This is a genomic window from Senegalimassilia faecalis (assembly GCF_004135645.1).
Taxonomy (GTDB): Bacteria; Actinomycetota; Coriobacteriia; order Coriobacteriales; family Eggerthellaceae; genus Senegalimassilia; species Senegalimassilia faecalis.
Genome location: NZ_SDPW01000001.1, coordinates 2632547 through 2647949, shown reverse-complemented (window position 1 = coordinate 2647949; position 15403 = coordinate 2632547). Strand labels below are relative to the sequence as shown.

The following is a 15403-nucleotide window of genomic DNA, read 5'->3' as shown; positions in this document are numbered from 1 at the left end:
GAAAGATGACTGAGATGGCAATTTTGTTCGATTCCTCGAAGTGCACGGGTTGCAAAGGCTGCCAGGTTGCCTGCAAATGCTGGAACAACCTGCCGTCGTACATGAAGGGCGCGAACGCGAAGGAAGATTTCACGGGCACGTACCAAAACCCGCCGGACCTCAATGGCACCACGCGCCTGATCATGACATTCGACGAGCGCGATGGCGCAGGTCAGAAGCCGGTTGAGTGGGCGTTTGGCCGCCGTTCGTGCATGCATTGCGAAGATGCGCCGTGCGCCGCGGTGTGCTCGGGCGGCGCGCTTGTGCGCAACGAGGACACGGGCTTTGTAGAAGTTGACCAGTCGAGGTGCGTGGGCTGCAAGTACTGCCTTGACGCCTGCCTCTACGACGTGCCGCGCTACGACGGCGATAACGGCATTTTGGGTCGCGCCGTCATCAACAAGTGCACGGGCTGCGGCGACCGTGTCGAGCACGGCATGGCGCCGGCGTGCGTGTCCACATGCCAGCCGCAGGCGCTGCGCTTCGGCACGCGCGAGGAGATGCTGGCTTACGGGCAAGAGCGCGTGGAAGTGCTGCGCGGGCGCGGGTTCGCCGACGCCAGCCTGTACGGCGCCGACCAGATCGGCGGCGCGCACGTGCTGCACGTGCTGAAGTATCCGCTGGACCGCTACGAGCTGCCGGAGAACCCGGAGGTTTCGGCCACGGTGGCAATGACGCAGGTCATGAAGCCGATCACAGGCGCGCTGAGCGGTCTTACCGTCGTGGGACTGGCCGCCATGTTCGGCCTGGCCGCCGGCTACAAGCGCGATAAGCTGGCGTACAACCCGGCCACGAAGGACACCATCGACGTTGCCACCGGCGCGGTGGTTAAGCACGGCGATGGGCAGGACGAGATGTCGGTGATGGAGCACATCACCGAGAACATCGGCAAGAAGGGAGGCCGGTAATGAGCAAGACCGTGAGCGTTTCCCCTGATCAGCTAGCTGCCGACAGGGAGTTTCTGAAGCAGCACGAAGCCGACGCGCGCCGTTTGGGCGAAAAGCGCATCGTGCGCCACTCGCGTCAGGCGCGCTGGACGCACGGCATCACCATCATCGCCTGCATTCTGCTGTGCATCTCCGGCCTGTTCGTGTTCGTGCCCGCGTTGGGCCAGGCCGCAGGCGCGGACACCGTGTTCGCCATCCGCATGTCGCATCGCGTGATCGGCGCGGTGTTCGTGCTGGTGCCGCTCATCAGCGCCATTGCGGCGCCGAAGGGCGTGGCGCACATCTTCAAGAACCTGTTCGCGAAGTGGAATTCCGACGACAAGAAGTGGATGCTGCTGTTCTTCCCGTACCTGTTCATGGCGAAGTGGATTCACATGCCCGACCAGGACGAGGTGAAGTCCGGCCAGCGCTTCGCCGACGGCATGCTGTGGCTTGCCGGCGCGCTTATGGGCGTCACGGGCGTGCTGCTGGTGATCGGGTCTTCCGTTATCAGCCTGGGCGGCGCGTATGGCGTGATCCTATGGCTGCATGACCTGGGCTTTTTGCTGATCGCCGTGTTCGGCCTGGCGCACATCTTCCTGGGCGCGGGCATTTTCCAGCCCTACCGCGGCACGCATCGCTTGATGTTCGGCGACGGCACCGTGTCCGAAGCCGACGCGCTGTACCACTGGGGCCACTGGGCACGCAAGGAACTTGAGAGCGGCCAGAAGGTCATTCGCAAGTAGGTAGTTTGCGGTTGGTTGCGCGGCCCCAGGTCGCGCAACCGTAAGCCGACGAGCTGCAGGCCCGCGCCTGCAAGCAGCGCGCAAGCTGCGAGCAGGCGGCACGGCGGATGCCGACCAGCTCGATGGCCCGCCACCAATGGGCCGCAAAGCTGGCAAAGCGGCCAGCAATCGGATGCCGGCCGCAACCAGAAGGCGCGGGCGGCATCCAAAAACCAACCGACAGCGGGCGCGCCCACAAAGGCAGCCTGTTGAGATATCGGGACGCAGAAAGGCGGGACGGGGCACAAACCCCGTCTCGCCTTCGTTTTGGGAGAGGGCGCGGGCACAGTGTGTGGGAGGGGCGCCGGCGTTTTGCGTGCGGGCGCGGGTGCGCGGGAGCGGGAGCGCCGGCGTTTGTGCAAGAGCGCGGGAGCGGGAGCGCGGGAGCACACCGGCGTTTTTCGTATGCGCACGGAAGCGCAACGCGAGAACGCGCGGGCGTCGGAGTGCGCCGGCGGTTTCGTGCAAATGGCACGAAACCGAACTTTCCGGGGGTAGATACATCGGGGAAGCTGAAAATGGCAGGAAATTGAACTTTCCGGGCCTTGATCCACTCGATTCGATGTTGTCAGATTCGGAAAGTACAACTTCCTGCCCAAAAAGTTCGCATGAGCAAGTTGAGAAGCTCGGAAAGTTCGAAATCGTGCCGAAAATTCGCGCGCGATTGTTCGGGGATTCGGTAAGTCCGAAATCGTGCCAACCCCAGACGAGAAAAGCCAGCGGCACGCCTTTGGCGCTTTCTGCTAGGCGTGCTTTCGCTCAGCGCTGCAGATCGAATTCGATGTCTCACCAACACCGCAGGTCAGATTACCTTGCAACCCGATTCCTCAAGAGTTGGGCTGCAAATTCCAACAAAACCGCAGGCCAGAAATCCTTTCGACCAGATTTCGTAGGGTTGAGCGAAAGCTCAACCAGTCCAAAACAGCGCCGAAGGCGCGTCACTGATTTTGTGCGCGGATGCCCACACATCGCCACGGCGCCCCAGCAACATCTCGCTCTTCCCCACTGAATGATTTTCTTCCACATCTCTTGCTGACTCGACATGCTTCATGAGATAATCAACGTACCGAATAGGCATATTGCCTTGCAGGTGTCAGAGCGGCGAGGTTCGTACCTCGCCTTTTTCATATACGGAGGCAATGTGACAAATCGCTTGAACCTGCATATCGACGAAACAGGGAATCAGGATTTGTCAGAAGGAATCTACCTCATCGCAGTCGTTCTCCACGATCATGTCGCAGACATCGCTACGCCAATCGAGCAATATCGGAAGAGACTAGCCGAATCGGCACTTGACGACATACCGTTTCACGGTAAAGACCTCCTGCACGGAAACGAAGCATATCGAAGCGTTTCTCCCGGAGATAGAAAGCGCCTTCTGGCTCAGTTTTCCCGGCTTGTGCGCACGCTTCCTTTCTCGTATTTCTCGCTCCGGTACGACGCCTCCGACACTCACAACAAAATAGAGCTGGAATCAAAAATCCGTCGCGATTTGGCCGCACTCGTTTTCGATCATCTCGCTTTCTTCCAAGGGCTCGATACGATTTCCGTTTATTACGACGACGGCCAAAGCGCAGTCAGCGTCGCCCTGCACGATGCGCTCGACTTCGTTCTGGCTAAAAACGTTGCCGACTATCGAGATGCCAACCATAGCGCTCGCAGGCTGCTTCAAGTCGCAGACTATGTTTGCACGATAGAGCGAGCCGCTCTTGCTTATGACGCAGGAAACCAGTCTAGAACCCTTGAACGCTTTTTCGGTAACCGTCGAAACTTTACCCAATCATTCATGAAGCAGCTTGCTCGCAAGCGATTTTGTTAACGCCTTCAGCGCTTTCTTGGCTGGGCCGAGCTCTCGCTCGGCCCTACGGGGAATCGGAAGATATGGGGGATTCGGAAGATCTGGGAGTCCTAGAAGATTCGGGAGATAGCCCCGCGCGCGGGCACGGTCCCTACCCCAAGACGCTTTGCCAGTTGATGGGGGGTTCGCCTTCTTGTTGTAGGATGCGGTTGACCTGGGAATAGGGGCGCGATCCCATGAAGGCGGGCAGTGTTGCCGTGGCGCGGTTGGCCGACAGCGGCGAGGGATGCGTGGACGCCAACACATACTTGTTCGCAAGAACGCCTGCGCTTGCAAGAGGCGACAAGCCGAGGACGCCTGCGCCCTCGGGCGTTGGCGCAGCTACGATTTCAGGCGCCCGAGCACCAGACACCGTATGCGAAACCGTCCGCAATTCCGTGCGAGAAGAGCTCGCTGCGCCCTGCACGTGCGCGCGAGCTTTCGCCACTAGGTCGATGGCGTGCTTTCCCCAGGTTAGGAACACCACCGGCTGCGGAAGCTCCAGGCAGCGGCGCACCACGTGGTCGGTGAGCACCTGCCAGCCCAGCTTGGCGTGCGACGCCGCCGCGTGCTCGCGCACGGTGAGCGTGGTGTTGAGCAGCAGCACGCCTTGCGCCGCCCACGACGTGAGGTCGCCGCTTTCCGGCTGCGAACACCCCAAGTCAGCGGCCAGTTCCTTGTACATGTTGCGCAGACTGGGCGGCAGCTTGCACCCTTGCGGCACGGAAAACGACAGGCCCATGGCCTGCCCCGGGCCGTGATAGGGATCTTGCCCCAGAATGACCACGCGCACGTCGGCCGGCGCCGTGAACGCCAGCGCGTTTAAAATGTCGTCCTGCGGCGGGTAGATGGTTTGCGTTGCGCGAAGGCCCGCCACTTCGGCCAGCAGGCGCTCGGTGGTGTCGCACACGTCGGCCGGCGCGCCGGCAAGCCAAGCGGCCACGTTGGGGTTTTCGGTGGCGGCGGTGTTCGCCTTGTTCTCGATGTTGCTCATGATGTCCTTACTGGTTGGGGGCCGACCAGGCGGCGTCAGCGCCGGTTGCCGTCTTTTGCGCCCACGCCCGCTGCCGCCGTTCGCGCTGCAACTTGCACCATGTCTGCCAGTTTAAACGCCAATTGGAATCGGCAAAACCTAGCGACAAATATCAGGTTCCTTACGATACGACTCCACGAAGCCCGGACAAATCACCAAATGCAACGCACCACACGAAACGCAATTAAATCCTCCCTTGCAGTGCATGGCTCAATTCTCATCCCCACTGCCATCTGACCTGGTCTTTACGTTGTAGAAGTCGCGGAAGCGCAGCGTTTTCGGGCATCGCATCGCCCGATCCAGCGCGAACGCGGCCTTCTCCAGTTTGTCGGAAGGTGGGTTCGTGGCGACCGAGAACAGGTTGAGGAAGCCCTGGATGTTGTCCCTGTTGAAGCCGGAGTGCGCCCTCGGGAAGCACTTCAGCAGGAAGCACGGGCGGTTGACCGGCTCGAGCGGGTCGAGCTCGTCTGGGAGTTCCTTGAGCAGCTTGGCGTTGTAGGCCTCGCTCTCGAGGGAGAGCCTGCAAGATGAAGTCGGCCCACGCCGCGACCGGCAGCTTCGAGTCGTCGAAGATGGTGCCGGCGACGGGGTGTGGAGGTCCTGCCGCAGAACAGGCAGCGGTAGACCTGGACCCCGTTGCGGTTGGCGCCGTCGCGCTTGGCCTTGGCCGAGCCGCAGCGCGGGCACTCGCTCCTGGGGTAGCCGTTGAAGAAGTCGGCGTCCCCGGAGAAGCGCTCGCGGCGAAACGAGCAGATGCCGTCGCGGGCCGCCTTCACGATGGCCTGGGACGGCGTGATCTGGCTTTCGGGCAGGTCGTCCCACGGCGTGGCGGACGGGGCCCGTCTGTTCTTCTTTCCGCTCATGGTTGCGGAAGTCCCTGCCGCCTGGGTGGATGGCGGCGCCACGGGACTTCCACATCGCGAGAGCGCCGCCACCCGCCCAGGCTCTCTCGCGGATGGTATTGCGGTGATTATAGAGCTTAGAGCTGCGAGGGGTGTCGGGTGTACGGGAGAAGCGCTGTTGTCAGCCATGCACTGCAAGGGAGGATTTAACGCAATAACATGCCCAGGCAACCGCGCCGCCCGTCCCTGCGCTATGCGGTGAGAATCTTGTTGATGATGGCTTGGGCCTGCTCAGAGGCTTCCAGCAGCGCTTCGCGGTCTTCGGGCGGAATTTTCGCCAGGCGCTCGTTCAGGCGTTCGATGGACGCCATGCGGATGGTGTGCGCCATGGCCGTGCCCTCTTCGGTAAGCGACGCCTTCACCAGGCGGAAGTTCTCGGTGCTGCGATGCTTCTCCACCAGGCCCCGCTCGATGAGCGCGTTGACGGCACGCGTGATGTGCTCTTTGGAAACGGCCAGGTCATCGGCCAGAGACGTCATGCTGGACTTCCCGCAAAACGACAAGCGGATGATGATGTCCGTCTGCGTTTTCGACAGCCCGTCACCGCGGCTGCGCATGATGGCGCAGCGGGCCAGGCCCTCGTAGGCGCCCATGGCGTCAAGCACCACTTCCTCGGGCGCCAGGCGGCCCCGTAAATCTTCCGCGTTTTCGTTGCTGGTCATGCGAACCTACCTATCGGCCGGGCGCATCGGCGGTGTGCACCGAAATGCGGCGGCCATTGATCCTGTTAGCTCGGCTAGACCGGGGTCGACGCGCGCGATGGCTGGGACCGGTGAGCGGGGCGGAACGGGGTGGGTTCGTCCATCGGGCAATCGGATCGTCCAACCCCGCCCCGGCCTTCATCCGACCCTGGTCTGGCAAAACCATTTCTTTTGCCATTTTGTGTGTACGGTTGATGAATGTCAATAACGAGGGGGTATCCTTTTCGCTTGATATTTGTCATTTGTTAATTGTCAATCGACGGCGGCCTCCTGTCGCCATCGTTGCCGACAGGAGGTTTCATGGGTTTAGGCATTTCGAAGAAGGAATTCCGCATGATGGCGGTGCTTTTGTCCGGCGCGTTTTTGGCCGTGCTGAATGCAACGCTTATGACGCCAGCGCTGCCCACCATCATGGGCGACATGGGCGTTGATTCCACCACGGTTCGATGGCTGACCTCGGGTTATGCGCTTACCGAAGCGGTGGTCATCATCATCGCGCCGCTTCAGGCCGCGCTTATCGGCGTGGAGACCATCATGCCGCTGTACATCCAGGGCGTGCTGGGGCACACGGCCACCGTCAGCGGCATCGCCATGCTGCCCGGCGCCGTCATCGGCGCATTCACCGGCCTGTTCGCCGGCAGCCTGTTCGACAAGCACGGCGTGCGCCGCCCGGTGCTGGCGGGCGCCGCGGGCATCACCGTGGGCCTCATCGGGTTCGTCAGCCTGCAAATCGACACGCCCATCGTGGCGGTGGCGGTCGTCTACGCCGTCATGGCCATCGGCATGCAGTTCACCATGACGCCCGTGAACACGTGGGGCGTGAACTCGCTGCCCAACGACGCCATCCAGCACGCGCAATCCACTGGCAACACCATGAACCAGGTGGCCGCGTCGTTCGGCACCGCGCTTCTGGTGTCGGTTGCGGCCACGGTTTCGGCGAACACGACCAGCCTGACCGGGCTGGAGAACACGTTCTTCGGCTACCATGCGGCGTTCTGCATAACGGCGCTTTTGGCCGGCGTGGCCGTGGTGCTGATCGTGGCGTTGGTGCGCGACGGCAAGCGCGCGAAGGCGGGTGCCGCGTGCGTGCGCGACGACGCCACCATGGGGCAAGTGGTCGAGCTTATCGCCGCCACAGACACCACGGGCGTCTCGGTGGTCGACGGCGCCGGCAAGCTGGTGGGCGCACTGAGCCGCCGCAACATCCTGCACGCCATCATCACCGGTGAGCAGCCAGGGAACTAGGCCGCAAGCCGGTAACGCTCGCAAGTCGGTAAACGCTCGCGAACTAACGTAACGCCCGGGCACCCACCAGGGGCCCGGGCGTTTTATGCATGCGGAACGGCACCCGGAGGCACCGTCGGCCGTTCCGAGCGGCCACTAACGCGCTCTTCGCCAGCCCCCTACTTCCGCGCACTCAAAAACGTCCGGGTGCCTCCGAGGAGCCCGGGCATCGCAGTGTTCAGGAACGCGAAATTATGGCCACTGTTGGACAGTTTTTTGCGTTCCTGAATGCTCTGCGGGAAACTGCGTGCAGCAAAGGACGGGCTTCGCCAACCATAGAAGTGATGCAAGCCTGTGACCTGGTGTTTTACGGATGCTGAAAAGCGTTCGCGAAACAGCAAGCACGATTCGCTTTGCGGCTTTTCAGCCTCGGCGAAATTTGTCCCCGATTCGTTCAGCTTCTCCAAATTTTGGCAAACAGTGGACGTTTTCGCGAGAAATTGAATGCGAGCACGCGCCCCTGCTACCTGCGGTTTCGATATTCGTGGACGCGTTGGGAGAATGCGGCCAGCTCTTCGGGGGTCATGTCCTCCAGGCGCTCGAGGTTGTCCATGAAGTGCGCGAGCGTGCCCTCTTGGCGGGCGCGCACCATGGCGTTGCAGTAGCTGACCACCACACCGGTAATGAGCGCGATGTAGAAGATGCTGACCACGCTGAGCACGACGGTGGTCACGCGCGCCACCGGGCCGGCGGCCGTGATGTCGCCAAAGCCGATGGTGGACACGGCCTGGAAGCTGAACCACAGGCCGTCGCCAAGCGTGTTCGTGGCCGGGTCGGCCAGCCACACCGCCACGGAGCACAGCGCGAACACGGCCAGAAACACCGCCGTGATCGGCCCAAACCCCGCCTGGCGCTCAATCTCGATCAGCATCCGCAACTTCCGCATGACGTTCCTTTCGCTAGTTCACCCGCAGAACTTTTGGCAGGGGGATGGCTGCGCCGATGACGGCGGCGGCCAGCATGACCACCACGCCTTTCAGCGGGAAGCACATGATAAGCAGCAGCGCCGCCATGAGCGGCTGACGCATGACCGCGCCCATCAGCGCGGCCGTTGTCGCCGCCACGCAGAACACCGGGTCGACGCCGCTGAGCAGCGCAAACCCGTAGCCAAGCGCGATACCCGAGAAGATGACGGGGAAGAAATGCCCGCCGCGCCAACCGAGGTTGATGCATAGCGGCGTGACGGCTGCCTTCACGAACCCCGTGGCAATAAGCGCGCCGGCCGGGATGGCCACGTACGCCGTCTGCAGCATGGTGGCCTGCGCCTCGCCGGCGAACATCGTGTAGGGCAGCGCCATGCCGCACAGCGCCAGGATTAGGCCTGCCAGCAGGGCTTTCGCCACCGGACGCGCGCCCATTTTGCGCGCGAGCACCTGCGTTGCGCCGCCGGACGCGTGGAACGCCCAGCCCGCCGCGGTGCCCGCAAGCGCCAGCGGCACCAGCCACGCCAGCTCGGCCGCGCCGACGTTGGCGGCCGTGAAGCGCGGCAGGCCTCCCCCGCCGCCGAACACCTGGCCAAGCCCCACGAACGCGGCAAGCGCGCCGGCCACCGCGCACAGGTACACCGCCGTTTTCTGCGCTTTCGGCAGCACGATGTCCACCTCGTCGCCCGCGCCGGCGCCCGCGGTCGCGCGCCCGTCGGGCGTGCCGGCAAGCGGCGCGGCAAACCCGTACAGCGGCGCGGTGAACACGGCCGTCAGCGCCGCCTGCGTGCCCACCATGGTCATGGCGCGGAAATCGCTGCCGAAGCGGCGCATGCGGTCGCCCACCCACGTGCACAGACCCGCGATGACGCCGGTAAGCCCCGCCTCGGGGCCGATGCTGCCGCCGAACAGCAGCGGCAACAGCGCCGCGATCGAGCGTTTCCCCAGGTGGTCGTAGGGGTAGCGGCCTTCGCTTTTCACCTGTCCCATAACGTCGGAAAGTTCTTCGGGCGCAAAGCCCACAAACTTGTCGTACAGCCCGATGACCAGGCCGCCGCCCACGCACATGACCAGCGGCCACGCCGCCACGCCGAAGCGCCCCGGCTCCATGCCCGGCAGCGCGCCGCCGACCGCCGCGCCGATCGCCTCGGGCAGCGTATGCCACGCGAACTCGATGCCGATGTCCATGCAGAAGAAGAACGCCCACACGAACGCGCCGGCCAGCGCACCCGTGACCAGCACGCACACGAAAAACAGCACGCGGTTCAACGGCTTCGCAAGCATTCCCATATACCCTCCCGACACCAGCGGCAGCATCAGGCGCCGCCGCGTTTCAAGTTACTCTGTCAGATGGGGCAAAGGGACAGTCCCTTTGCCCCATCAACGGCCACCAACCGCAACTCCTTGTGGCGCCGCGCAACATCAGCCGCTTGGCAGCACCGCCCACCGCTTCCCGCAGTCGCCGCCTTCAAGCAGCGCCGCACCACAAGTTGCACCCATTGTACCCGGAAGAAAACGAGAAACCGACAAAGCAAACAAGCCGAAACAAACAAGCGAGGAAACGGCGCAAAAGCCCGCCGCAAACAGGCGCGGGCAAGGCAAGTGGGGCGATCACGGTAGCTGCAAACCGGGACAGAAGAAGGCGTCCCCTTATCCCAGTTCGAACGGCATTCTCCGTTCGCGTTATTGCTCGCAACCTCAATGGCGCAGCAAGCACGACGTTCCCCTCCCAGAAGCCCCCGCATCCGACCCGCCCGCCAACTTTCGCTCGGATTGTCCACTTTTGGCCAAAACGAACGAAAGTTTGCGGCACGAAGGGTGGAGCGCATGCTGGGGCAATGTGCCAATCCGGTCTAACAGAGCCTTTTTGTAACCGCTCCGTCTACGGCAAGCACAGCGTTTTCCAGGACTCCATTTTGTGCACGATTTTCCGAATTTCGGGGCACATCGAACACTAGCAGCGGGTGAAATCTTGCCGACCACGCTCAGAAACGCTCGTTCGTTCGCCATATCGCATCGTTCGCGACACCGAACAGCCAGCTGCGCTGTGCAAGAGCGCTCAAAAAGCGTCCTGCGCACCGCAACATGCCCGAAATTCGTGAAAACGTGCACGTTTTCACGAATTCGACTGCGCTGTCGCAATACAGCCAGCAGTTGCCAGCCGACAGGCGGACGCACCGCAAAAGTTACGACACGACAACGAAAACCGGGACAAAGGGACTGTCCCCCTTGTCCCGGTTTCAGCACGCCCTGCCGGCCGCCACACCTTTTCACTTGATCTTTCGCGCGCCCAAGTTCGATGAGGGTAATCGGTGCGGTGGGAGACAGGCCGTTTTAGCGCGGCAGTAGATGGAAGGTAACGGCAAACAACAAAGCGGTAACGAAAACCAGGGCGAAGGGCTGTCCCTTCGCCAGGCTTTTCGGGTCACTTGCAGCACTCGAAACAACGAAGCTAGGGGAAGAGACTGCCCCTTTGCCCTAGGTTGTCAGCAACACCCACACTACTAACGTACCCGCCGTCCTCCCGTCCCGGCTTTTTGCCAGCAGTGCGCCCCGCCCTGCTTTCGTCCCAGTTTCGCCAGCGGTGCACCCGCCTTGCTGGCGCGCCTGCCTTCCCCTTGTCCCGGGTTGCCAGCAGTGCGCCCGCCTTGCCTTTGCCCTAGGTTACCAGCGGTGCGCCCTGCGCTACTTGCCACCCCGGGTCTTTGCGGCGCGAGCGAGGTTTATGCACACCGCGACAGCGAAACACAGCATGATGGCGCCCCAGGCCAGGAACACCACGTAATTAGCGGGCGCGGCGTCGAATGCGGCGCCGAACGCCGTGGCGGCCACGGCGATACCGATGTCCACGCAGCTTTGGCGATACCCCAGCGCCGTATCGCGCAGGCGCAGCGGCGCGCGGCGCGTGATGATGTCCATGCAGCACAGCGCCACGCCCATGTTGCCCACGCCGGCAAGCACGCCGCCTACCGCCAGGCCGACGAAGCTTGCATGCGGCAAGCCCAGCTGCAGCACGCCAAGCCCGAACGATGCGATGCACGCCGGCAACACGATGCCGCATTTCCCCCGGTCAAGCGCACGTCCCAGCAGCAAACTAGCAATCATACCGCCGATGCTGTACAGGGAAAGATAGCTTGCCGCGTTCAGGCTGCCATCGAATTCGCCAACCGCAATAGCCGAGAAGTGCATGACCAGGCCCGCCGCCGCGGAGTCCACCAGCGTGACCAGCAGGACGCCCGCCAGCCACAAACCGCCGCCCCCGAACTGCGCAAGCGCACCCCGCCGAGGCGGCCGAGCCACGCGGGACTTGCCCGCCGCACCGGCCCCTTCGCCATGCGCATCGCTGGGCAGTTTGCAGGCCGCAAGCGCCACGATGGCCAGGCACGATGCCAAAAGCAGCGCGCCGTACAGCCAGCCGGTGCCCATGACGTCGCCAAGCGCGAACGCCGCATAGGGCCCCACGGCCATGGACGCCGACGTAGCGAACCGCGAAACGCCCAACCGCCAGCCCACGTTGCCCTCGTCGGACACATCCACCACCGAGGACACGGAAAGCGGCCAGAACACAGCCAAGCCGGCCGCTTGCACCGCGCGCACCGCCAGAAACATGCCGTACGTCGCGCAAAACGGGAACAGCGCTGAAGCCGCGGCAAACGACGCCGCACCCAGAATCATCAGCCGCTTCGTGCCGATTCTGCTGGTCAGCGGCATAAGCACCGTGCGCAGCACAATGGCGAACACGATGAAGAACGTCCCCTGGAAGCCCGCGGCAGCAGCCGACGCGCCCATGCCCATCACCGCAAGCGGCGCGCGCGAAATCATGACGTTGTTCACGCCGTACATGAAAAACGAAGCAACGCACAGCAAAGCGAACGACCGCGTCGACCCCTTCCCGCTTTGCTTTCCCACTTCGCTTCCCCCGCAACGTCGCACTACCGAAAAATGCACCGCATGAAAGGGTACCATCCCGCTCGGAATTTGAAAGCGCACCTTCGCCGCCCCACAAAACGCAAAAAAGCGCCCGTCCGCAATGGACGGGCGCTTCGCATTCCGCAAGTTTCAACGACCCAGCAGCCGCCGACGCTTCCCTACAGGTGCAGCACGCGGTCGCGAATTTCCTGGGTGCGACCCTGGTTCCAGAACTGCGTGCCGATGTAGCCGCACGTGCGGCGGGCGACGTTGAGCTTCTCCTGGTCGCGGTTGCCGCACTTCGGGCACTCCCACACCAGCTTGCCGTCGTCCTCGACGATCTGGATTTCCCCGTCGTAGCCGCACACCTGGCAGTAGTCGGACTTCGTGTTCAGCTCGGCGTACATGATGTTGTCGTAAATGTACTGCATCACGCGAATAACGGCCTTCAGGTTGTCCTGCATGTTCGGCACCTCGACGTAGCTGATGGCCCCGCCCGGGCTTAAGCGCTGGAAGTTGCTTTCGAACTTCAGCTTCTCGAACGCGTCGATCTGCTCGGTGACGTGCACGTGGTAGCTGTTCGTGATGTAGCCCTTGTCCGTGATGCCCGGGATAATGCCGAAGCGGCGCTGCAGGGCCTTCGCGAACTTGTACGTGGTGGACTCAAGCGGCGTGCCGTACAGCGAGAAGTCGATGTTCGTGGCGGCCTTCCACTCGTTGCACTTGTCGTTCATGTGCTGCATAACTTCCATGGCGAACGGCGTGCCCTCGGCGTCGGTGTGGCTGTGACCCGTCATGTACTTCACGCACTCGTACAAGCCGGCGTAGCCCAGACTGATGGTGGAGTACCCGCCGTACAGCAGCTTGTCGATGGGCTCGCCCTTCTTCAGGCGCGCCAGCGCGCCGTACTGCCACAGGATAGGCGCAGCGTCGGACAGCGTGCCCTTCAGGCGTTCGTGACGGCACATGAGCGCTTTGTAGCACAGCTCCAGGCGCTCGTCGAAGATCTCCCAGAACTTCGCCATGTCGCCGTGCGAAGACAGCGCCACGTCGGGCAGGCTGATGGTGACGACGCCCTGGTTGAAGCGGCCGTAGTACTTCGGCTTGCCCGGCTGGTAGTTACCGGCGTTGGCCACGTTGTCGTAGCCGTTGCCCGTGCGGTCGGGCGTCAGGAAGCTGCGGCAGCCCATGCACGTGTAGCAATCGCCGTTGCCCTCGGTTTCGCCCTTGGAAAGCTTCAGCTCGCGCATCTTCTTCTCGGAGATGTAGTCGGGCACCATGCGCTTGGCCGTGCACTTCGCCGCCATCTTCGTGAGATAGAAATACGGGCTGTCCTCGGTGATGTTATCTTCCTCAAGCACGTAGATGAGCTTGGGGAACGCCGGCGTGATCCACACGCCTTCCTCGTTTTTCACGCCTTCGTAGCGCTGGGCAAGCGTTTCCTCGATGATCATGGCAAGGTCGCGCTTTTCCTGCTCGTTGCGCGCTTCGTTTAAGTACATGAACACGGTGACGAACGGGGCCTGGCCGTTGGTGGTCATGAGCGTGACCACCTGGTACTGGATGGTTTGCACGCCGCGGCGAATTTCGTCGCGCAGGCGCGTTTCCACCACGTCGGCGATGCGGTCGGTGTTGGCCTCAAGGCCGAGCGCGTTGATTTCCTGCAGCACCTGGCGGCGGATTTTCTGGCGGCTGACCTCGACAAACGGGGCCAGATGCGTCAGCGAGATCGACTGGCCGCCGTACTGGCAGCTGGCCACCTGCGCGATGATTTGCGTGGCGATGTTGCATGCGGTGGAGAAGCTGTGCGGGCGCTCGATGAGCGTGCCGGAGATGACGGTGCCGTTTTGCAGCATGTCTTCCAGGTTCACCAGGTCGCAGTTGTGCATGTGCTGAGCGAAGTAGTCCGAGTCGTGGAAGTGGATGATGCCCTCGTTGTGGGCCTCAACCACGTCGGCGGGCAGAAGCAGGCGCATGGTGATGTCCTTCGACACCTCGCCGGCCATGTAGTCGCGCTGCACGGAGTTCACCGTGGGGTTCTTGTTCGAGTTCTCCTGCTTGGCTTCCTCGTTGTTGCATTCGATAAGCGACAGGATTTTGTCGTCGGTGGTGTTCGACTGGCGCTTGAGCGTTTGCAGGTAGCGGTAGATGATGTACTTGCGCGCCACGGTGTAGCGGCCTTGCGCCATGATCTGGTTTTCCACCATGTCCTGGATTTCCTCGACGGACACAGTGTGGCCGGAACGGTTGCACAGCCACTCGACGCTGTGGGCCGCCAGCGCGATCTGATCGTCGGTCAGGCGCTCCTCGGGGGCAACTTCCCCGTTGGCGCCCTTGATGGCGTTGACGATCTTGCTGATGTCAAACGTCGCCTCGGAGCCGCTGCGCTTGATGATTTTCATGCCGCTCACACCCTTCTTGCTTGCTGCAGACGCCCGCGCGGGCGCCTTAATCGTTCTTTCCACGTGCCCCTGCGGGCGCTTGCCTTTGTTACCATTTTCCGCGCGCAGAACCCTAGGCAGGGCGTGACCTGCGCGTTCGGAAATTTCGTGAAATTTTGCGGCCCCGTCCCTTTCGGGCCGCTTGGTCGGTGTCCTTATAATACGTCATTTCGCCACCATATATTGTGTTTTCTTGGCTTCAAAAATCCATGGATAGGGGGTGTGAGTTGTTTTCCACCGCGACGGGAAAACGGCAAAATCCCCGGTGGGCATTCGAAGAACAGGGTTTTTCAAGCGGCGAAAAACGGGCAGTTTTCCACCGCGAAAATCGCCGAGAATTTTCGGCAAACGGGTGTGCAAACGAACGATTTTCCAACATGTCCGCAACAAGGGCTTGACGCGGCGATGGAAAAGGCAGCAAGGGCGGGTAGCGCTCGGCAATGCCCAATGGCGTCGGATGGCTGCGCCGGGCGAGGCGCAAGCCCATGGCCTAGGCGAGGCACGATAGGTATGCAAGCCCGAAACGACAGGGCACAAGCCGGGCGACCGCTCACGCTCCAGAACGCAAAACGGCCCCTTGCGCCTGAAGACTTTCCCGTTTGCAAGGGGTGGGGGGACGGAAA

Annotated in this window: 11 protein-coding genes; 4 read left to right on the top strand and 7 right to left on the bottom strand. The window is 62.5% G+C overall.

What is annotated here, in order from left to right; genetic code table 11:
- Positions 1 to 5 precede the first annotated feature (5 nt).
- The 3 genes from ET524_RS11025 (at position 6) to ET524_RS11015 (ending at position 3569) form a co-directional block, all read left to right on the top strand.
- Positions 6 to 947, top strand: a complete 942-nt coding sequence (locus ET524_RS11025) for a 4Fe-4S dicluster domain-containing protein (protein WP_129425846.1) — start codon at positions 6 to 8, stop codon at positions 945 to 947.
- The gene (locus ET524_RS11020; RefSeq protein ID WP_129425844.1) at positions 947 to 1711 is read left to right on the top strand and encodes a cytochrome b/b6 domain-containing protein; all 765 of its coding nucleotides are present in this window, start codon (positions 947 to 949) and stop codon (positions 1709 to 1711) included. The genes ET524_RS11025 and ET524_RS11020 overlap by 1 nt, the downstream gene beginning before the upstream one ends.
- A gap of 1192 nt (positions 1712 to 2903) precedes the next feature.
- Positions 2904 to 3569 carry a hypothetical protein gene (locus ET524_RS11015; RefSeq protein ID WP_129425842.1) on the top strand — a complete coding sequence of 222 codons (666 nt, stop codon included), beginning with the start codon at positions 2904 to 2906 and terminating at the stop codon, positions 3567 to 3569.
- A gap of 130 nt (positions 3570 to 3699) precedes the next feature.
- On the opposite strand, the gene ET524_RS11010 is transcribed toward ET524_RS11015, so the two are convergent.
- From ET524_RS11010 to ET524_RS11005, 3 genes are all read right to left on the bottom strand, one after another.
- On the bottom strand, positions 3700 to 4581 hold the full coding sequence (locus tag ET524_RS11010) for a uracil-DNA glycosylase (protein WP_129425840.1): 882 nt from the start codon (positions 4579 to 4581) through the stop codon (positions 3700 to 3702).
- A 458-nt stretch (positions 4582 to 5039) separates the two neighbouring features.
- Positions 5040 to 5483: a transposase gene (locus tag ET524_RS12225; protein ID WP_456242897.1), complete on the bottom strand. Its 444-nt coding sequence runs from the start codon at positions 5481 to 5483 to the stop codon at positions 5040 to 5042.
- A 230-nt stretch (positions 5484 to 5713) separates the two neighbouring features.
- Complete coding sequence (locus ET524_RS11005; protein WP_129425838.1) at positions 5714 to 6184, bottom strand: MarR family winged helix-turn-helix transcriptional regulator; 471 nt, start codon at positions 6182 to 6184, stop codon at positions 5714 to 5716.
- Between the two features lie 339 nt (positions 6185 to 6523).
- Between ET524_RS11005 and ET524_RS11000 the strand changes: the two genes are divergently transcribed.
- Positions 6524 to 7468: an MFS transporter gene (locus ET524_RS11000; protein ID WP_129425836.1), complete on the top strand. Its 945-nt coding sequence runs from the start codon at positions 6524 to 6526 to the stop codon at positions 7466 to 7468.
- 502 nt (positions 7469 to 7970) lie between these two features.
- On the opposite strand, the gene ET524_RS10995 is transcribed toward ET524_RS11000, so the two are convergent.
- The 4 genes from ET524_RS10995 to nrdD all read right to left on the bottom strand — a co-directional run bounded on the left by ET524_RS10995 (position 7971) and on the right by nrdD (position 14741).
- Positions 7971 to 8393: a potassium channel family protein gene (locus ET524_RS10995; RefSeq protein WP_129425834.1), complete on the bottom strand. Its 423-nt coding sequence runs from the start codon at positions 8391 to 8393 to the stop codon at positions 7971 to 7973.
- 13 nt (positions 8394 to 8406) lie between these two features.
- A complete protein-coding gene (locus tag ET524_RS10990) occupies positions 8407 to 9720 on the bottom strand; it encodes a chloride channel protein (RefSeq protein ID WP_129425832.1) in 1314 nt (437 codons plus the stop codon).
- Between the two features lie 1395 nt (positions 9721 to 11115).
- Positions 11116 to 12339 (bottom strand): MFS transporter, encoded by a 1224-nt coding sequence (locus ET524_RS10985; RefSeq protein ID WP_161566706.1) that lies wholly within the window; start codon positions 12337 to 12339, stop codon positions 11116 to 11118.
- 179 nt (positions 12340 to 12518) lie between these two features.
- Positions 12519 to 14741, bottom strand: coding sequence for an anaerobic ribonucleoside-triphosphate reductase (nrdD, locus tag ET524_RS10980; RefSeq protein ID WP_129425824.1), 2223 nt, complete (start codon positions 14739 to 14741; stop codon positions 12519 to 12521).
- Positions 14742 to 15403 lie beyond the last annotated feature (662 nt).

Excerpts from the sequence above, each read along its gene's own strand:
- ET524_RS11000 (WP_129425836.1), top strand. The coding sequence starts at position 6,524 with ATGGGTTTAGGCATTTCGAAGAAGGAATTCCGCATGATGGCGGTGCTT.
- ET524_RS12225 (WP_456242897.1), bottom strand. The coding sequence starts at position 5,483 with ATGAGCGGAAAGAAGAACAGACGGGCCCCGTCCGCCACGCCGTGGGAC.
- ET524_RS11025 (WP_129425846.1), top strand. The coding sequence starts at position 6 with ATGACTGAGATGGCAATTTTGTTCGATTCCTCGAAGTGCACGGGTTGC.
- nrdD (WP_129425824.1), bottom strand. The coding sequence starts at position 14,741 with ATGAAAATCATCAAGCGCAGCGGCTCCGAGGCGACGTTTGACATCAGC.
- ET524_RS10990 (WP_129425832.1), bottom strand. The coding sequence starts at position 9,720 with ATGGGAATGCTTGCGAAGCCGTTGAACCGCGTGCTGTTTTTCGTGTGC.
- ET524_RS11020 (WP_129425844.1), top strand. The coding sequence starts at position 947 with ATGAGCAAGACCGTGAGCGTTTCCCCTGATCAGCTAGCTGCCGACAGG.
- ET524_RS10995 (WP_129425834.1), bottom strand. The coding sequence starts at position 8,393 with ATGCGGAAGTTGCGGATGCTGATCGAGATTGAGCGCCAGGCGGGGTTT.
- ET524_RS11010 (WP_129425840.1), bottom strand. The coding sequence starts at position 4,581 with ATGAGCAACATCGAGAACAAGGCGAACACCGCCGCCACCGAAAACCCC.
- ET524_RS11005 (WP_129425838.1), bottom strand. The coding sequence starts at position 6,184 with ATGACCAGCAACGAAAACGCGGAAGATTTACGGGGCCGCCTGGCGCCC.